Below are 17,296 nucleotides of genomic sequence, written 5' to 3'. Positions count from 1 at the left end.
GGTATATATGGATATTGAAATTTTACCGGTAGGGAGTTTAGGAGCTAATTGTTATATTTTAAACTGTAAAACTACTAAAGAAGGTGTAGTTATAGACCCAGGTGATGAAGGTGAGCGAATTTTAGATGTTATTAATGATAAAAACATAAACATTAAATATATCATTAACACTCACGGCCACTATGATCATATTGGAAGTAATGAAGAAATTAAAAAAGCTCTTAATTGTGATTTGCTAGTTCATGAAGACGATTATGAAATGCTTATCGATCCTAAACTTAATTTATCTTTCTATATGGGCAATACTAAAGAAGGATTAAAAGCAGATGTTTCATTAAAAGATAATGACTTAATTAAATTTGGTAATTTAGGGTTAAAAGTTCTTCATACTCCGGGTCATTCTCCAGGAGGAATCTGTCTATATAATGAAAAAAATAAAATTTGTATTACAGGGGATACTTTATTTTATGGTTCAATTGGGCGAACAGATTTTGAAGGTGGAGATTATGAAGAGATTATAAAGTCAATTAAAGAAAAATTATTAGTATTACCAGATGATGTAACAATTTATCCTGGACATGGACCTAAAAGCAGCATAGGTTTAGAAAAACAAATAAATCTTTATATAAAATAAGTAGGTAATTTTATGATTATTGCTCTAACGGAAAATAGTAGAGAATACGCAAATATTATATTTCACATTATTCGTATTTTTATACCTACCCTTACTTGGGATGATTTTTTAAATAATACATCAGATAAAGCCATTTTATTGGAGATAAAAGTAAATAATGAAAAGATATATTGTACCCTAAAAGACAATTGTTCTTTTAAGTTTGATATTAATGATGGAAATGGCGAAATAAATAAAGCAGTTAAAATTGGTGTTTATAAATTATTAGCAAGTTTTTTAAAATATAAAAATAGCCCATGGGGGATATTGACAGGTATTAGGCCTACCAAAATAGTTCATAGGTTATGGGATCAAGGTTTAAATACCGCTGAAATTTATAGTGTTTTAAAAAAAGAATATTTGCTAAGTGATGAGAAAATAGAAAATTTAATTGAAATTACTAGCTTTCAACGAAATAATTTATTAATTCATAAGGAAGCTAAGGTAAATGTAAGTATATACATAAGTATTCCATTTTGCCCATCTAAATGTTCTTATTGTTCTTTTCCATCTTACATAATTTCAAAGTGGGAAAACAAGCTAGAAACTTATTTAGACTGCTTAATAAAAGAGATAATTCAAGTTGGTGAGGCTCTTAAAAATAATAATATAGTAGTACAAACTGTCTATATTGGAGGGGGCACACCTTCTGTTCTTACTCATAAGCAGTTAAATAGACTGTTAAAAGTTATAAACTCTGCACTGATTACTAATAAAACTATTGAATTCACGCTTGAAGCTGGTAGACCTGATACTATAGATAAAAAGAAACTTGAAATCTTAAAAGAATTAGGGGTAAATAGAATAAGCATTAATCCACAAACAATGGTTGATAAAACTTTAAATGAAATAGGACGTAATCATACTTCAAATGAAGTTATCGAGATATTTAGATTAGCTAAAAAAATTGGATTTGAAATTATAAATATGGATATAATCCTAGGTCTGCCTGGTGAAGATATTGATAGTTTACGATATACTCTTGATGAAATATCAAAACTGAGACCTAATAATGTGACTGTTCATGTTTTATCGCTAAAAAGATCCTCTAAATACGATTTAGGGTTATTGGAGAATAGTAACGAAAATTTGATAGCTGAAATGTTAGAAGTTACTAAACAAAAAATGTATGATAATGGGCTGATTCCTTATTATTTATACAGACAAAGACAAATGATAGCTAATTTAGAGAATATAGGTTATTGTGAATATGATTATCCTTGTATCTATAATATTCAAATGATAGAAGAAAGACAGACAATTTGGGGTCTTGGAGTCGGAGCAACTTCAAAAGTTTTACTTAATGATGAATATGCTTTAGAAAACCAAAATAATCCTAAAGATTTATTTTATTATATTGAAAATATAGATGAAGTAATAACCGAAAAAGTCAAAGCAATTTATAAACTATATCGAAGGGAGATTAAGTAATATGTTAAAAAGAACTAATAAGTGTAATTCTATACGTAAAGAAGATGTTAATAAAGAAGTAGTGTTAATGGGATGGGTAAACAAAAGACGTGATCATGGGGGATTAATTTTTACAGATTTAAGAGATAGATCGGGTTTAGTTCAAGTAGTTTTTAGTCCAGAAATTAACCAGGAAGCTTTTAAATTAGCAGAATCAATTAGAACTGAATATGTAATCGCAATCAAGGGTAAAGTAGTTCTTCGCCCAGAAGGAACTATAAATGAAAATTTAGCTACAGGTTATGTAGATGTAATGGCATCAGAACTTGAAATACTTAACACATCTAAAACCCCACCTTTTGCTATAAATGATAATGTTGAAGTAGATGAAATGATTAGATTAAAGTATAGATATTTAGATTTAAGACGTCCAGAAATGCAAAATACACTTGTTTTACGTCATAAAATGATCAAAGCTATCCGCGACTTTTTAGATAGAAAAGAATTTTTAGAAATTGAAACACCTATTTTAACCAAGAGTACTCCTGAAGGAGCAAGAGATTATTTAGTACCTAGTCGTGTAAACCCTGGTGATTTTTTTGCACTTCCACAATCACCACAGATTTTCAAGCAAATACTTATGGTTGCGGGAATGGAAAAATATTTTCAAATAGCTCGTTGTTTTAGAGATGAAGATTTAAGAGCAGATCGTCAACCAGAATTTACACAATTAGATATTGAAATGTCTTTTATGGATAGAGATGATATTTTAAAAATCATGGAAGAAATGATGGCATTTGTCTTTAAAGAAAGTTTAGGAAAAGAAATAGCGACACCTTTTAAACGCATAACATATACTGATGCTATTAATCGTTTTGGTTCTGATAAGCCTGACCTTAGATTTGGGATGGAACTTAAAGAAATTACTGATTTAGTTAAAGACTGTGGTTTTAAAGTATTTGCCCAAATAACTAATAGTGGTGGTAAAGTAAAAGGTATCAATGCTACTGGGTGCGGTCAATATTCCAGAAAGGATATTGATGATTTAACAAAACTTGCAAGCATCTATGGTGCTAAGGGACTAGCATATTTCATTATAACTGATGAAGGAGTAAAATCACCGATAGCTAAATTCTTTAATGAAGATGAAATAAATAATATTATTAATGTATTTGAGGCAAAGCCAGGAGATTTATTATTATTTGTAGCAGATAAACCGATGATTGTTGCAGAAAGTCTTGGGCATTTAAGACTTGAAATAGGAAAAAGATTAGGATTAATAGATAATGAAGAATTAAATTTCTCATGGGTTATTGATTTCCCATTATTAGAGTGGAATGAGGAAGCTAAGAGATACACAGCAATGCATCATCCATTTACATCTCCAAATGCTGATAGTATAGAGGATATGGAAAGTAATCCAGGTGAATTAAAAGCACAGGCTTATGACATGATATTAAATGGTGTTGAAATAGGTGGAGGAAGTATACGTATTTTTAAAAGAGAAGTTCAAGAAAAAATGTTTAATTTATTAGGATTTACACCTGAAGAAGCTTATAATCAATTTGGATTTTTATTAGATGCATTTGAATATGGTGTACCTCCACATGGTGGGGTAGCATTTGGTATAGATAGATTAGTAATGCTAATGTCTAAAAAGGATACAATACGAGACGTAATAGCATTTCCAAAAACTCAAAGTGCTACAGATTTAATGACAGATGCACCTTCTGAAGTATCGAATAAACAATTAAAAGAATTATACATCAAAACCGATAATATCCCTAAGACTAATAAATAAATAGATATATATAGAAACAACTTGAATTTAATGTAAGGTTATTGTATTATAAATTTAAAGATAAATCCTACAATGTGCGTGTGCCTATTTGATTTTTTAACCAACACTTTTTTTAACGGGAGCTTAACTTTAGATATCTAATAAATGCCCTGAATTTAAGGGACTTATGAAATATCTAGGAGAGCACCCACCTGCTAAGCAGGTTTAAAAAACAAAGGGTCACGGCATCGTGGGGTTTTTTTGAGGTGTCTAATGGAAAAAGCACTTGAAAGAACAACTTTATTAATTGGAGATAAAGGTTTAGAAAAACTAACAAATTCTAGTATAGCTGTAATAGGTGTTGGTGGAGTTGGGTCCTATGTTGTTGAAGCCTTAGCTAGATGTGGAGTTGGAAATTTACTACTTGTTGACCATGATATTATTGATGTTTCTAATATTAATAGACAAATACATGCATTAACTTCTACAATTGGACTGTCTAAAGTTGATGTAATGAAAAATAGAATTAAAGATATAAATCCCAATTGTAAAGTAGAAATTAAAAAAGAATTTTGTACACCTGAAAATGTTAGTATAATTTTAAATAAAAAGTACGATTATATAATAGATGCTATTGATTATGTCAAAGGAAAAATAGCAATTATTGAGTTAGCCAAACAAAAGAATATAAATGTAATTTCATCTATGGGAACGGCTAATAAACTTAATAATAAAAGTTTTGAAATTGTAGATGTAAGTAAAACACATAGTTGCCCTTTAGCTAAAGTAATGCGTAAAGAATTACGACAAAAAGGAATTGATAGTGGAGTAAAGGTTATTTATTCCCCAATAAAATCTATAAAAATAGAACAAAATGATAATACTAAAGAAAAGGTTTTAGGTAGTATCTCTTTTGTACCTCCTGTAGCAGGCCTTCTTTTGGCAGGAGAAGTAATAAATGACCTTTTATTTGACAGTACATGCATGATAGAGATATAATCTAATTATACCCCTCATAGGTATATTGTTGATGAAAGGTGAATTTAGATGACTACAGAAAAACAAAATATAATGAACAGGCTAAAACGCATTGAAGGGCAATTAAAAGGGATTCAAAGAATGCTAGACAATGAAGCCTGTTGTGTTGATGTTTTAATTCAAATTGCTGCTGTTAAGGCTGCAGTCAATAAAGTCGGCACATTAATTTTTGAGAATCACGCAAAAGAATGTCTAACTTCATCTGAAGATACAAGACCTAAAGATGAGGTCATAGAAGACTTAATGAAGGTATTAATTAGTTTTATTAAATAATAATAAATGGAGGGATTTTTTATGGCATTAACATTTACTACTGCTAAATTTGAAGAAGAAGTATTAAAATCATCTGAACCTGTGTTAGTAGACTTTTGGGCAGACTGGTGTGGACCATGTAAAATGGTTGGACCTGTTGTAGAAGAATTAGCTCAAGATTTTGAAGGTAAAGCAAAAATAGGCAAATTAAACGTTGATGAAAATGGTTCTACAGCTCAAACTTATGGTGTAATGAGTATACCAACATTAATCCTATTTAAAGATGGTAAAGAATTAGACAGAGTTGTTGGGTTTAAAGATAAAGAAGAATTAGCTAAATTTATCAATAAAGCGCTTTAATAAATTAGGCAGCTATGAATAAGAAATTCTTTCATAGCTGCTTTTTTATATAAAAATACAACTATTTTTAGAGAAACGAAGGTGACATTATGGATTTATTTAGTATGGCTAAAGAAGGTCACTTAAAGAAAAAAGCACCGCTTGCGTCTAGAATGAGGCCAAAGACATTAGATGATATTCTAGGACAAGATGAAATATTAGGAAAAGGGAAATTACTTCGAAATGCTATAGAAGAGGATAATGTTAATTCCCTTATTTTTTACGGCCCGCCAGGGACAGGTAAGACAACTATAGCAAATGTAATAGCAGAAGAAACAAATAGTTATTTTATAAAATTAAATGCTGTTATAAATGGTGTAGCAGATTTACGGAGAATTATTGCTGAGGCAGAAGAAAATTTAAGCCTTTATCAAAAGTCTACTATTATCTTTATCGACGAAATACATAGGTTTAATAAATCTCAGCAAGATGCTTTATTACCATCCGTGGAAGCTGGAATAGTTAAATTAATTGGGGCAACAACTGAAAATCCTTTTTTTAGTATAAATTCTGCTCTTTTGTCTAGATTATTAATTTTTAGACTAAATTCTTTATCAATAGAGAATATTATAGATATTATTAAAAAAAGTATTACGGATACAAAACAAGGTCTCGGTAATTATAATATTAGTATTACTGAAGATGCTATAGACTATCTTGCAAAATCTGCCCGGGGTGATGTAAGGATAGCATTAAATAGCTTAGAAATGGTTGTAGGGTCTATAAAAGCAAATGAAAAAGGTGTAAGAGTAATATCTGTGAAAAATTTAAAAGAAATTATTTCAAATCCAATTGTTGCTTATGATAAAACAGGAGATAATCATTATGATATCATTTCAGCATTTATAAAAAGCATGAGGGGATCAGATCCTGATGCAACCTTACATTATTTAGCACGTATGCTAGAGGCTGGAGAAGATCCAAGGTTTATAGCAAGAAGGATAGTAATTCATGCTTCTGAAGATGTAGGACTAGCTGATCCAAATGCTTTAGTAGTTGCTCAAAGTGCGGCTAGTGCTTTAGAGTTTATTGGTCTTCCTGAAGGGAGGATAATTTTAGCACAGGCTGCTTTATATATTGCACTAGCACCTAAAAGTAATGCCGTAATAACGGGAATAGATAGTGCCTTAAATGATATTAGAAATATAGAGATTGGTACAGTTCCTACGCATTTAAGAGATGCTCATTATCAAGGAGCCCAAAAGTTAGGTCATGGACTTGAGTATAAATATCCTCACAACTATCCTAATGGGTTTGTGGAGCAACAATATTTGCCTGATGCCCTTAAAGAAAAGAAATATTATAATTCAACGAAAAAAAAGCAAATTAATAACACTTAATAATTTAATTTCACTTTACAGTGAAGTACTTATTTAATTCATCTTAACTAAGAAATAATTATGTTGACCATATTATGTAGTTATGATATTTTGGAAATATAAATCCTAGTAATTACGTATGATTTAAGTTGAGGTGTTATTATGAAATTTTCCACTAGAAGCAGATATGGTGTAAGAGCTATGTATGAATTAGCAATAAATAATTCTACAGGACCTATGCCTTTAAAAAGTATTGCTAAAAATCAAAGTTTATCAGAGCATTATTTAGAACAATTAATGTCTTCTTTACGAAAAGGTGGACTGGTTAATAGTATTAGAGGAGCTCAAGGTGGATATATTTTAGCAAAAACACCTGAGAATATAAATATAGGTGATATTATTAGAATTTTAGAAGGTCCCATTGCACCAGTTAACTGCGTAAGCGAAGATGGAAATAATGATTGTGATAATATCGATAATTGTGCAACCCGCTGCTTGTGGAAGAATATACAAGAAAAGGTAGTTGAAGTATTAGATTCTACTACACTAGCTAGTTTAGTAAATAAAGAGTAAATTTTTATTTATTAAACTTTATTTGGTGTAGGTGTATTTATAGACAATAGTTTTAAGGTGGTTTATAAAATGAAAAATCAAGTTAAAGTAGCCTTAGCAATGAGTGGAGGGGTAGATAGCTCCGTTGCAGCTCATTTATTATTACAAGAAGGTTATGATGTTATTGGAGTGACCTTCAAGTTATGGCCTGAAAATGATTTCATTATTGAGAATGCCAAGGAAGTTGCTGATAAATTAAATATTCCTTTACATGTCTTTGATTTTCAAAAGGAGTTTAATGATAATGTCGTTGAATCTTTTAAAAATGAATATTTACAAGGTAGAACACCAAATCCTTGTATAGAATGTAATAAAAATATCAAATTTAATCTTTTTCTACAACAAGCATCTAAGTTAGGTGCTGATATCATTGCAACCGGGCATTATGCTCGGATAGAGTGGGATGAATCTTTTCAAAAGTACCTATTAAAAACGGGGTTAGATCCTAGTAAAGACCAATCTTATTTTTTGTATAATTTAACACAGGAAGAATTAAGTAAAACAATTTTTCCTTTAGGTAATTATACTAAAAATAAAATAAAAGAAATAGCTACACAAATAGGTTTAAGCGTTGCTCAAAAACCAGAAAGTCAAGAAATTTGTTTTATTCCAGATAATGATTATCGTGAATTTTTATATAATCATGTTGATAATAAGTTATTTAAAAAAGGTAATTTTCTTGATACAAAAGGTAAGGTTATAGGTACTCATCAAGGCATTTCCTTTTATACTATTGGTCAAAGAAAAAACTTAGGACTATCTTTAGGATATCCTGCATATGTGGTTGATATAGATGTAGAAAAAAATGCTGTAGTTATTGGTGATAACGAAGATGTATTTAAGAGTAAATTAGTGTGTAATGAATATAATTTAATTCATCTAAATGAATTAACAGAAAGTATGGAAGTAGAAGCAAAAATTAGATATGGAGCAAAACTAAGTAAAGCAACCATTAGTCCTCATAACCATGGTGCTATTTCAGTTAAATTTAGGGAAGAACAGAGAGCTATTACTAAAGGACAAGCTGTTGTTTTTTATAATAGTGATGTAGTTTTAGGTGGAGGAAAAATAATTTAAAATAAAAAAACATGCATTTTATGCATGTTTTTTTTATTTTTGGTAATAATACTGATATTACTTTCATTAAGGATTTTAATATGATTACTAGATTATCATCACTATATGAGATCCCAATAATTGATTTAAATACTGGAACTCAACTAGCTGAAATCAAAGACTTTATTTTAGATATCAAAAATGAGAAATTAATAGGTTTTATAACCAGAAATGATTTATTTTTATCATTTAATAATACAAAAAATTTGGGCAGAGATTTTTTAAGTCTGGATTGCGAATTTTCACAAGAAATATTTATAGATATGCCACAATATAATCATGAGAATTTATTATTATATCCAAGGGATATCTTGAAACGCCCTGTTATTACTGAAGAGGGTAAAGTTTTAGGAATTATCAATGATATTTGTTTAGATGTTTTTTCAGGTTCTATTGAAAGCTATGAAATTTCAGATGGATTATTTAAAGATATTTTAAAGGGTCGAGCAAAAATTTTCTTAAACCAGGTAACCAGCTATGGAAATGGTGTAATAGTAATCAAAGAAAAAGATGCTTTAAGTTAGGGGATGTTAATTTTGGTTAATTGTCCAATTTGTACTGGTAAATCTATAGGGAAATTAGCTAATAATCAGTACTTTTGTTGGGAATGCTATATAGAGTTTAATAATACTGGTAATCAGACGCAAGTTTTTGATATTGCAGAAGATGGATCCTTAGTATCATTAAATAATGATCAAGAAGTTTTAAATTATACCGATGCTACATTAACTTGAAAAGGGGTGTGGTTATGAAAAAGTTGTTTAATGGAATTTTAATCGGTGGTTTGGTTGCTTCTGTTTATAGTCTCATGAATGGTAAAAATATACAGCGTAAAAGACTAGTAAACACTAATTCTATAAACAAAAAAGCAAATCGAATATTTAAGAGTACAAAAGGAAAAGTAAATCTATTTAAAAAATAACTTAAATAATAAAAATAGAGGTAAAAATGTTTAAATTAAATAATAAGGTAATTCGGATAATTGTATTTGCTGGTCTTATTTTAGGACTAGCATATTTTTTTAAACTAATATATCCTATATTGACTCCCTTTTTTTTAGCTATATTTTTAGCTTATATACTAAAACCCCTTATTAATTTTTTTGAATTAAAAGGATTAAGTAGAACTTGGGCCATTATTTTTATTTATTTTTCTTTTAATATAATCTTGACTGCCATTATTTTTAATTTTCTACCTAAAGTTTTAGCTGAATTGACTAGTTTTGGAGAGACAATACCTTCTTATACTTTAGCGGCTCAAGAATATATTAAAGTGTTTCAAGAAACATATAGTAAAGTTCCTCTACCAGAAGGTATTAGAAATATTACTAATGATATGATTAACGATATTGAAAATTATGTAATAAACGTTATAAAGGGAGTAACTCAAACGATTCTGTTATTATTTTCCAAAACATTTGATTTTATTTTAGCTCCTATATTAGCTTTTTATTTATTAAATGATACCGAGAAATTTAAAGATTATTTTTTAAAGTTACTACCCTTTTCGACTAGAGATGATATAGTGGTATTAGGTCGGAAGATTGACTCTGTACTGAAAAGTTTTATACGTGGAAATATAATTATTGCACTCATGGTTGGTATAATCACAACCATTGCTTTAATTTTAATAGATATGGATTTTGCACTTGTTATTGGTTTATTAACATCTGTATTAAATATTATACCTTATTTTGGTGCATTATTTGCTATAATAATAGCAGTAGCCATTGCTCTTTTAAAATCTAAAAAAATAGCATTATATGTTTTTATTATTATGCTGATAATACAGCAAATTGAAGGAAATGTTATTTCACCTAAAGTGTTAGGACAAAACCTAGGTTTACATCCTTTAGCTGTTATATTTGTTTTATTAGCTGGAGGTCATTTAGGTGGAATACTTGGTATGATTTTAGCTGTTCCAATTACATGTATTTTAATTATATTATTTAAATTTTTTATAAATAAATTAATTGAGTTATAAATATTTAGATAAAATATTTAAGTATTTAGATTTATATTTAACAAGATATTAAGCAGGGGGTTTCGATATGATAACAGCAAATGACATCAGAGCAAAATTTATAAGTTTTTTTGAAGATAGAGGTCATAATCAGGTACATAGTTCTTCTCTAGTTCCAATAGATGATCCTACTTTACTCTTTACTAATGCAGGTATGAATCAATTTAAAAATATCTTTTTAGGACTTGAAACAAGAAATTATAAAAGAGCTGTAACTTCCCAAAAGTGTGTAAGAGCAGGGGGTAAACATAATGATTTAGATACAGTTGGTAAAACTGCTAGACATCATACATTCTTTGAAATGCTAGGTAATTTTTCTTTTGGAGATTATTTCAAAAAAGAAGCAATAGCTTTTGCGTGGGAGTTTCTAACAAAAGAGCTTAAACTGAGCACCGATAATTTATACATTACTGTATATCAAGATGATGATGAAGCTTATGAATATTGGGAACAAACTACAGGATTTAGCTCTAATAAAATTTTAAGATTAGGCGAAAAAGACAATTTTTGGTCAATGGGTGAAACTGGTCCATGTGGTCCTTGTAGTGAAATTCATTTTGATCGGGGAATCAAACATAGCTGTAGTGCACCTGATTGCGGTCTAGGAAAATGTGACTGCGATCGTTGGTTAGAGATATGGAATTTAGTTTTTATGCAATATAATCGTGATGATAAGGGTGTATTAACTACGTTACCAAAACCAAGCATTGATACGGGTCTTGGGTTAGAAAGAATTGTCTCTATTATGCAACAAGTTAATTCAAACTATGAGACAGATTTATTAAAACCTTTAATAAACGAGGTAGAAAAATTAAGTAATAAAAAATATGATCAAGGGCTAAGTGGTTTTCCTTTTAGAGTAATTGCTGATCATGCAAGATCATGCACATTTTTAATCTCTGATGGTGTTTTACCAAGTAATGATGGTCGAGGATATGTTTTAAGGAGAATTATACGTAGGGCTGTACGATTTGGTAAATCTTTAGGTATTAACAATTCGTTTTTATATAAAATGTCCCCTAAAGTTATGGAATTGATGAAAGATTCATACCCAGAATTAGCAGATAAATTAGAATTTGTCCAAAAAATAATTAAAAATGAAGAAGAACGTTTCCAGGAAACTTTAAATGATGGATTAAAAATTGTAACTGAAGTTATAAAATCATTAAAAGAAAAAGGACAAACCCAAATTTCGGGTAAAGAAGCTTTTAATTTATACGATACTTATGGTTTTCCATTAGATTTAACGAAAGATATAGCTGAAGAAGAAAATTTAACCGTTGATACATTAGGGTTTGAAAATGCAATGAAAGAACAAAGAGATAGAGCAAGAAATGCACAAAAAGATAATCAAACTTGGGATATAGCTCTTACCTTTGCCAAATATGCTGGAAACGAAAAAGAAACCTTATTTACAGGATATGATAGTTTAAGCGAAAAAGGTCAAATATTAAAGTTAATTTCTAATGGTTCTGAACGATTAGAAGTAACTGAAGGAGACGAAGTATATGTTCTGTTAGATGTAACTCCTTTTTATCCTGAAGGTGGAGGACAAGCTGGAGATAGTGGTATAATAGTAGGGGAAATTGGTAAAATAATTATTTCTAATACTACTAAGCTTCCTGATAATAAAATTATTCATAAAGGTAAAGTATCTGGAAAATTAATGGCAGGAGAAACTGTTACAGCCTCTGTAGATGAAAACACAAGAAAAGCAATTGCAAGAAATCACACAGCTACTCATTTACTCCATAAAGCTTTAAAAGAAGTATTAGGAGATCATGTTAATCAAGCAGGTTCATTATTAAATGCCAATAGTTTGCGTTTTGATTTTTCGCATTTTTCTCAAGTAACCGGAACTGAACTTGAAAAGATAGAAGATTTAATTAATCATGAAATTTTACAGGCAAGTTTAATAAATGTATATGAAACTGATATTGAAACAGCTAAAAAGGATAATGTTACTGCTTTATTTAATGAAAAGTATGGAGAAAAGGTTAGATGCGTAAGTATCGGTGAGATCAGCCTAGAACTATGTGGTGGAACTCATCTTAAAAATACATCGGAAATAGGTTTATTTAAAATAATAAGTGAAGGTTCAGTAGCTTCTGGTATTAGAAGGATTGAAGGTGTAACTGGACAAAAGGCACTTGAATTAATTAAAGGTCATGAAAATCAATTAAAATCAATTGGTACGAGCTTAAAAATTAATCCTAAAGATATAAATAATAAATTAGAACAAATGGCTAGTCAACTAAAGGAAAATGAAAAGGAAATAGAAGAATTAAGAGCAAAATTAGCTAAATATCAAGTTACTGATTTATTAGATAATATTATTACTATAAAAGAAATTAAACTCTTAACAGCTACTATTAATGGTTCGGACATGAATAGTTTAAGATCTATGGCAGATACTTTTAGAGATAAGGTTGGATCAGGAGTAATTGTGCTGGGCAGTGAATACAATGGTAAATTAAATTTTGTAGCGGTGGTAACAAAAGATTTAATTACTAAAGGTATTCACGCTGGAAATATTATTAAAGAGGTTGCCAAAAGAGCTGGTGGTGGTGGCGGTGGACGCCCAGAAATGGCTCAAGCTGGTGGTACGGATGTAACTAAATTACAAGAAGCACTTGATTTAGTACCAAATATTATTGAGTCTCAATTAAAAAACTAATTATTAAATAAAAGGATATTTAATAATTAGCTAGAAATTATATATAATAAAGTTTTTCAGGAGAGTGATCAAGGATGGCTTCAGACTTAGACAAAACCATGTATTTCAATGTTAAGGCGGACGAGGATATCTCACCAAAAAAAATTTTAGATCTAGTATATGAAGCATTAATTGAAAAAGGTTATGATCCTGTTAACCAGATTGTTGGGTATCTTTTATCTGGTGATCCCTCATATATTACTAGCCATAACGAAGCACGAAGTACAATCAGAAAGATGGAGCGAGATGAAATAATCGAAGAATTAGTTAAAGATTATTTAAAAAAGTAATATTACAAAAAATCCCACCTTTAATAGTGGGATTTTATTTTTAAGATTATTTTGGAGGATGTAATGAAATATAGTCAATTGGGAAAAACAGGTATAGAGGTTTCTAAAATGTGTTTTGGAAGTTTAACTATGGGACCTTTACAAGCTAATTTATCTTTGGATAATAGCTTAAAATTATTGCAAGTAGCTTTTAATAATGGGATAAATTTCATTGATACAGCTGAAATTTATGAAAACTATCCACTAATTAAAAATGCTTTAAAAACTGCACCACATGATATAGTAATTAGTACAAAATGCTATGCTTATACAGAAGAAATGATGAAAAAAAGTTTAGAAAAAGCACGAAAAGAATTAGATAGAGATGTAATTGATATATTTCTACTGCATGAGCAAGAATCTATGCTTACTGTTAAGGGGCATTGGGAAGCAATAGAATATCTATTAAAAGCTAAAAGTAAAGGTTTGATAAGAGCTATTGGTCTTTCTACGCATCATATTAAAGGTGTCGAAGCAGTAATCGAAACTGATGAACTTGAAATTGTTCATCCAATCGTAAATTATAAAGGTCTTGGTATTTTAGATGGTAATATTGAAGAAATGCTCTCCTTATTACAAAAGGCTAAGAAATTAGGTAAAGGCATTTATGGTATGAAACCAATAGGTGGTGGTAATTTTTTAAATGATGCTAAAAATGCTTTTGAGTGGGCATTTAATAGGTCTGAACTTGATGCAATAGCAATCGGAATGCAATCAATAGACGAGGTTATGGTTAATCTATCTTGGTTAAAAGGAACTACTCCGGATTCCAATTACTTAAATAAACTAAAAAATAAAAAGAGGAAATTACATATTGAAGATTACTGTGAAGGTTGTGGGGCATGTGTTAAAAGATGCTCTCATAGTGCTCTCGTGTTAAAAAATAATAAAGCAATAGTAGATACTAAAAAGTGTATAATGTGCAGTTATTGTGCATCTGTGTGCCCGTTATTTGCGATTAAAGTTATATAAAAATAAAATACAGAGGTGAAAATGTGAGAATATTAGCTTTAGATGTAGGAGATGTTAGAATAGGATTAGCTTTAAGTGATGCTTTAAAAATAACTGCTCAAGGTTTAGAAACTTTAACAAGATCTGAGTTAAATAAGGATATAAATCACATAGTAAATGTAATTGAAAAAAATGAAGTATCTGAATTAGTGGTAGGTCTCCCTAAAAACATGAATGGTACCCTAGGGCCTCAAGGTGAAAAAGTTAAACAATTTGTCGAAGAATTTTTAAAAGTAAAAGATATAAAAGTTAGTTATATTGATGAAAGATTAACAACAGTTATTGCTGAAAAAACTTTAATTTCAGGTGATGTGTCAAGAAAAAAAAGAAAACAGGTAGTAGATAAAATAGCAGCTACTATAATTTTACAATCTTACCTAGAGAGAATAAATTAATCAAGATTATGGTATAATGATAATAGGAATATGTTGACAAGTAGTAGTTTTAAAACTACAATGTTTTTAGTTTAAGAAAGAAGGTGTTTAATATGGAAAATACTGAAGCAGATATCATTACCCTATTAGATGAAGATGGAAAAGAACATGAATTTGAATTAGTAGACGCAATAGAACTAGATGGAGAAAGATATGCATTTTTAGCTCCTGTTGAAGAAGCAGCAGACGTTGAAGAAGATGAAGTAATCATTCTAAAAGTTCACCAAGATGAAAATGGTGAAGATATTCTACTTGATATCGAAGATGATGATGAATGGGAAAAAGTTGCAAATGCGTGGCAAGAGATGATCGAAGAAGATGATGAAGAAGAGTCAAACGAATAGTTATTTAAAACCACCATGCAAATGGTGGTTTTTATTGACCTAAATACTTGTTTAAAAGCCACAATTAATAGTATAATCAAAGTGATACTAAATTAGAGGGTAGTGGTAAAAATCGGTACTAAGGATATTTATAAAAATAAAAAGTCATTAGCCCTATATTTATTAATAATTTTATTCATAATTTGGCTTATTTTTAATGGATTATTTGGAGCTAATAATATAAATAATAAAGATATAAAATTAATAAGTATTAAATCGGGCTCTTCAACTATAAGCATTGCAAAAACTTTAGAAAAAGAAGGTATTATTACAAATGCCTTAGCCTTTAGAGCTTATCTAACCTTTAATGGCATAGAAAGTTCATTAAAAGCAGGAGATTATAAATTAAGTCCTTCTATGACTATGAAGGAGATATCTAAGGCTCTAATTAATGGACAAACCTACACGATTAGTTTTACTATTCCGGAAGGTTATACACTAAATGAAATTTGTAACGTTTTAGTTGAAAAAGATTTAGTAGACAAAGAAGAGTTTTGGCAGGTTGTTGAAAATGAGCCTTTTACTGAATTTGCATTTTTGCAAAACGCTCCACAAGGACAAAAAAGATTAGAAGGTTTTCTATTTCCAGATACATATGAAGTTGGAAAGTCCATGTCTGCTAAACAAATAATAACTGTAATGTTAAAACGATTTGAAAATGTTTATAATAGCTTACCAGAGATGCAATCAGGATTATCTCCGTGGGATTTAATTATACTAGCATCTGTAGTTGAAAAGGAAGCTATATTAGATGAGGAAAGACCTATAATTGCATCTGTCTTTATAAATAGATTAAATACTAATATGAAATTACAAAGTTGTGCAACTTTACAGTATTTATTTCCAGAAAGAAAAGATAAAATTTATATAGAAGATGAAAAAATAGATTCGCCCTATAATACTTATAAAAACTATGGTTTACCAAAAGGGCCTATATGTAGTCCTGGAGAAGCATCTTTAATTGCCGCTAGCAAACCAGAAGTAACTAACTATTTCTATTTTGTTGCTAAAAAAGATGGTAGTGGTGGTCATCTTTTTTCTACGACCCATGATGAACATGTTAAAAATAAAAGAAAATTAGGATATTAAAATTAAATATACTTTAGGGGTGGCAGATAGCTCACCCCTATTTATTATGGATGGTGTCATTTATGAAAGATGTATTAGATTTAGATTTGCAAAACTTCTTACGTAGTTTACTTCCAGATAGAGATGCGTTATTACATGATATGGAAGTTTTTGCAAACGAGAACCATGTCTCAATAGTGGATCCTGAGGTAGGACAATTACTAAATTTACTAGTTACTATGTTACAGCCTACAAATATTTTAGAGATAGGGACAGCTATTGGTTATTCAACTATTTGTATGGCTAGGGCGTTACAGAAACCAGACTCTAAAATAACTACTATTGAACTTTTACCTCACAGGGTTTTAAGTGCTAGGGAAAACTTTAAAAAAGCAGGAGTAAGTGAAAAAATAGAAATTATTAATGGTGATGCTAAAGATGTAATACACAATTTAAAGGATACTTATGATTTCATTTTTTTAGATGCAGCTAAAGGTCAATATCCCTTGTTTTTAGAGTTAGCAGATAAATTATTAAAACCAAATTCTTTAATTGTAGCTGATAATGTTCTTATTAATGGTTGGGTTATAGATTTAAAGTTTCCAGAACGACGGAAAAAAACTATGGTCCATCGTATGCGAAATTTTTTAGAAGAATTAAAGAATAAAGATAATTTTAAAAGCAGTATAGTGCCATTAGGAGACGGAGTAGCACTTATTTGGAGAAAGGAATGA

The 17,296-nt window shown here is 29.6% G+C and carries 20 protein-coding genes and 1 other RNA gene; all 21 read left to right on the top strand.

Annotated features, from left to right (window positions below; genetic code table 11):
* The first annotated feature begins 7 nt into the window (after positions 1-7).
* Positions 8-634: an MBL fold metallo-hydrolase gene (locus B8965_RS11100; RefSeq protein WP_084054245.1), complete on the top strand. Its 627-nt coding sequence runs from the start codon at positions 8-10 to the stop codon at positions 632-634.
* A gap of 12 nt (positions 635-646) precedes the next feature.
* A complete protein-coding gene (gene hemZ / locus B8965_RS11095; RefSeq protein WP_084054244.1) occupies positions 647-2,104 on the top strand; it encodes a coproporphyrinogen dehydrogenase HemZ in 1,458 nt (485 codons plus the stop codon).
* Between the two features lies 1 nt (position 2,105).
* Positions 2,106-3,884, top strand: a complete 1,779-nt coding sequence (aspS, locus tag B8965_RS11090; RefSeq protein WP_084054243.1) for an aspartate--tRNA ligase — start codon at positions 2,106-2,108, stop codon at positions 3,882-3,884.
* Between the two features lie 61 nt (positions 3,885-3,945).
* Positions 3,946-4,124: non-coding RNA, 6S RNA (ssrS, locus tag B8965_RS11085), on the top strand.
* Between the two features lie 12 nt (positions 4,125-4,136).
* Positions 4,137-4,862 carry a tRNA threonylcarbamoyladenosine dehydratase gene (locus B8965_RS11080; RefSeq protein WP_084054242.1) on the top strand — a complete coding sequence of 242 codons (726 nt, stop codon included), beginning with the start codon at positions 4,137-4,139 and terminating at the stop codon, positions 4,860-4,862.
* Positions 4,863-4,910: 48 nt separating this feature from the next.
* Entirely contained in the window at positions 4,911-5,174 is a 264-nt protein-coding gene (locus B8965_RS11075; protein WP_084054241.1) for a metal-sensitive transcriptional regulator, read from the top strand.
* Between the two features lie 21 nt (positions 5,175-5,195).
* The gene (gene trxA / locus B8965_RS11070; RefSeq protein ID WP_084054240.1) at positions 5,196-5,513 is read left to right on the top strand and encodes a thioredoxin; all 318 of its coding nucleotides are present in this window, start codon (positions 5,196-5,198) and stop codon (positions 5,511-5,513) included.
* 89 nt (positions 5,514-5,602) lie between these two features.
* Positions 5,603-6,892, top strand: coding sequence for a replication-associated recombination protein A (locus B8965_RS11065; protein WP_084054239.1), 1,290 nt, complete (start codon positions 5,603-5,605; stop codon positions 6,890-6,892).
* A 141-nt stretch (positions 6,893-7,033) separates the two neighbouring features.
* Entirely contained in the window at positions 7,034-7,444 is a 411-nt protein-coding gene (locus B8965_RS11060) for an RrF2 family transcriptional regulator (RefSeq protein WP_084054238.1), read from the top strand.
* 69 nt (positions 7,445-7,513) lie between these two features.
* Positions 7,514-8,560 (top strand): tRNA 2-thiouridine(34) synthase MnmA, encoded by a 1,047-nt coding sequence (gene mnmA / locus B8965_RS11055; protein WP_084054237.1) that lies wholly within the window; start codon positions 7,514-7,516, stop codon positions 8,558-8,560.
* Positions 8,561-8,580: 20 nt separating this feature from the next.
* On the top strand, positions 8,581-9,123 hold the full coding sequence (locus tag B8965_RS11050; protein ID WP_159446345.1) for a PRC-barrel domain-containing protein: 543 nt from the start codon (positions 8,581-8,583) through the stop codon (positions 9,121-9,123).
* Positions 9,124-9,135: 12 nt separating this feature from the next.
* Positions 9,136-9,333, top strand: coding sequence for a hypothetical protein (locus B8965_RS11045; protein ID WP_200805922.1), 198 nt, complete (start codon positions 9,136-9,138; stop codon positions 9,331-9,333).
* Between the two features lie 14 nt (positions 9,334-9,347).
* Entirely contained in the window at positions 9,348-9,521 is a 174-nt protein-coding gene (locus B8965_RS12510) for a hypothetical protein (protein WP_159446344.1), read from the top strand.
* 26 nt (positions 9,522-9,547) lie between these two features.
* Positions 9,548-10,582, top strand: a complete 1,035-nt coding sequence (locus tag B8965_RS11040) for an AI-2E family transporter (protein ID WP_084054234.1) — start codon at positions 9,548-9,550, stop codon at positions 10,580-10,582.
* A 67-nt stretch (positions 10,583-10,649) separates the two neighbouring features.
* Positions 10,650-13,298 (top strand): alanine--tRNA ligase, encoded by a 2,649-nt coding sequence (alaS, locus tag B8965_RS11035; protein WP_084054233.1) that lies wholly within the window; start codon positions 10,650-10,652, stop codon positions 13,296-13,298.
* Between the two features lie 74 nt (positions 13,299-13,372).
* Positions 13,373-13,627: an IreB family regulatory phosphoprotein gene (locus B8965_RS11030; protein WP_084054232.1), complete on the top strand. Its 255-nt coding sequence runs from the start codon at positions 13,373-13,375 to the stop codon at positions 13,625-13,627.
* 63 nt (positions 13,628-13,690) lie between these two features.
* Positions 13,691-14,638 carry an aldo/keto reductase gene (locus B8965_RS11025; protein WP_084054231.1) on the top strand — a complete coding sequence of 316 codons (948 nt, stop codon included), beginning with the start codon at positions 13,691-13,693 and terminating at the stop codon, positions 14,636-14,638.
* Positions 14,639-14,661: 23 nt separating this feature from the next.
* On the top strand, positions 14,662-15,072 hold the full coding sequence (ruvX, locus tag B8965_RS11020) for a Holliday junction resolvase RuvX (RefSeq protein WP_084054230.1): 411 nt from the start codon (positions 14,662-14,664) through the stop codon (positions 15,070-15,072).
* A gap of 92 nt (positions 15,073-15,164) precedes the next feature.
* Complete coding sequence (locus B8965_RS11015) at positions 15,165-15,455, top strand: DUF1292 domain-containing protein (RefSeq protein WP_084054229.1); 291 nt, start codon at positions 15,165-15,167, stop codon at positions 15,453-15,455.
* Positions 15,456-15,557: 102 nt separating this feature from the next.
* Positions 15,558-16,583 carry an endolytic transglycosylase MltG gene (gene mltG / locus B8965_RS11010; protein ID WP_084054228.1) on the top strand — a complete coding sequence of 342 codons (1,026 nt, stop codon included), beginning with the start codon at positions 15,558-15,560 and terminating at the stop codon, positions 16,581-16,583.
* A gap of 62 nt (positions 16,584-16,645) precedes the next feature.
* Positions 16,646-17,296, top strand: a complete 651-nt coding sequence (locus B8965_RS11005) for an O-methyltransferase (protein WP_159446343.1) — start codon at positions 16,646-16,648, stop codon at positions 17,294-17,296.

The sequence above is a fragment of the Desulfonispora thiosulfatigenes DSM 11270 genome (genome assembly GCF_900176035.1).
Taxonomy (GTDB): Bacteria; Bacillota; Peptococcia; order Peptococcales; family Desulfonisporaceae; genus Desulfonispora; species Desulfonispora thiosulfatigenes.
The sequence above is the reverse complement of the archived record's forward strand: the minus strand, read 5'-3'. Positions and strand labels throughout refer to the sequence as shown.

Excerpts from the sequence above, each read along its gene's own strand:
- B8965_RS11100 (WP_084054245.1), top strand. The coding sequence starts at position 8 with ATGGATATTGAAATTTTACCGGTAGGGAGTTTAGGAGCTAATTGTTAT.
- hemZ (WP_084054244.1), top strand. The coding sequence starts at position 647 with ATGATTATTGCTCTAACGGAAAATAGTAGAGAATACGCAAATATTATA.
- aspS (WP_084054243.1), top strand. The coding sequence starts at position 2,106 with ATGTTAAAAAGAACTAATAAGTGTAATTCTATACGTAAAGAAGATGTT.
- B8965_RS11080 (WP_084054242.1), top strand. The coding sequence starts at position 4,137 with ATGGAAAAAGCACTTGAAAGAACAACTTTATTAATTGGAGATAAAGGT.
- B8965_RS11075 (WP_084054241.1), top strand. The coding sequence starts at position 4,911 with ATGACTACAGAAAAACAAAATATAATGAACAGGCTAAAACGCATTGAA.
- trxA (WP_084054240.1), top strand. The coding sequence starts at position 5,196 with ATGGCATTAACATTTACTACTGCTAAATTTGAAGAAGAAGTATTAAAA.
- B8965_RS11065 (WP_084054239.1), top strand. The coding sequence starts at position 5,603 with ATGGATTTATTTAGTATGGCTAAAGAAGGTCACTTAAAGAAAAAAGCA.
- B8965_RS11060 (WP_084054238.1), top strand. The coding sequence starts at position 7,034 with ATGAAATTTTCCACTAGAAGCAGATATGGTGTAAGAGCTATGTATGAA.
- mnmA (WP_084054237.1), top strand. The coding sequence starts at position 7,514 with ATGAAAAATCAAGTTAAAGTAGCCTTAGCAATGAGTGGAGGGGTAGAT.
- B8965_RS11050 (WP_159446345.1), top strand. The coding sequence starts at position 8,581 with ATGCATGTTTTTTTTATTTTTGGTAATAATACTGATATTACTTTCATT.
- B8965_RS12510 (WP_159446344.1), top strand. The coding sequence starts at position 9,348 with ATGAAAAAGTTGTTTAATGGAATTTTAATCGGTGGTTTGGTTGCTTCT.
- B8965_RS11040 (WP_084054234.1), top strand. The coding sequence starts at position 9,548 with ATGTTTAAATTAAATAATAAGGTAATTCGGATAATTGTATTTGCTGGT.
- alaS (WP_084054233.1), top strand. The coding sequence starts at position 10,650 with ATGATAACAGCAAATGACATCAGAGCAAAATTTATAAGTTTTTTTGAA.
- B8965_RS11030 (WP_084054232.1), top strand. The coding sequence starts at position 13,373 with ATGGCTTCAGACTTAGACAAAACCATGTATTTCAATGTTAAGGCGGAC.
- B8965_RS11025 (WP_084054231.1), top strand. The coding sequence starts at position 13,691 with ATGAAATATAGTCAATTGGGAAAAACAGGTATAGAGGTTTCTAAAATG.
- B8965_RS11015 (WP_084054229.1), top strand. The coding sequence starts at position 15,165 with ATGGAAAATACTGAAGCAGATATCATTACCCTATTAGATGAAGATGGA.
- B8965_RS11005 (WP_159446343.1), top strand. The coding sequence starts at position 16,646 with ATGAAAGATGTATTAGATTTAGATTTGCAAAACTTCTTACGTAGTTTA.